The organism is Halalkalibacter lacteus, from assembly GCF_036663595.1.
GTDB lineage: Bacteria > Bacillota > Bacilli > Bacillales > Bacillaceae_D > Halalkalibacter > Halalkalibacter lacteus.
The window spans coordinates 1-680 of sequence record NZ_JAWRVL010000087.1; the positions used below are offsets into that span (position 1 = coordinate 1).

Annotated in this window: 1 protein-coding gene; it reads right to left on the reverse strand. The window is 41.2% G+C overall.

Going from position 1 to position 680, the window contains the following annotated elements; translation table 11 throughout:
• On the reverse strand, positions 1 to 680 hold a 680-nt coding region (locus SAZ04_RS21590), incomplete at both ends, for a transposase (RefSeq protein WP_332699544.1).

The window sequence follows — 680 nt, forward strand, 5'->3', positions numbered from 1 at the left end:
CGTTTCATATGTGGAGTCGTAACTATCATATCGATACGAATATTCTCGCACACAGGTTGGGGCAAAATGCTGATCAAACCCTTCTAATGCTGACTCATTTTTCTTATTGTAAGCAATCACAGATTGGGAACCAATTCGATAAATTTGTTCGTAAATCGCTGGATAGTCATACCCTGCATCAAGAGTACTGAAAGCAACAGGAAGCGCAGAGAGTCGCTCATAAATTCCTTTCAATAGAGGGATCGCAGCTTTTCCATCATTTAGATTTCCCGAAGAAAAGAGCGATTGAAGAATGTACTGACTTTTGGTTCCAACCGCAAAATGCCCTTTATAACCGAACCAAAATACGTTCTTTCCCTCACTGTTTTTCTTGATTCCCCATTTAGGATCACGAGGAACAGAGGACCGTAATTCAGCTAAAGATGCATCAAGTTGAGCTTCTATTTTTTTCTCGAAAAGCGGTAGAGCTTCTTCGCGTTCAGCTTTCTCTTGAAGCCATTTCTCTTGTTCATCTTTAGGCTTACGTCCGCGTTTCTTTGGATCTGACTTAGGTTTATCTTCTTTCACAGGTGCTTGGTCTCGTGCTTCGATATGACTCGCATCAAGGGCAACTGTATCATCAGTGATAAATCCTTCTAGAATGGCTTGGAGGATTTGAGTTTCTTGAACACGTTCAAGAA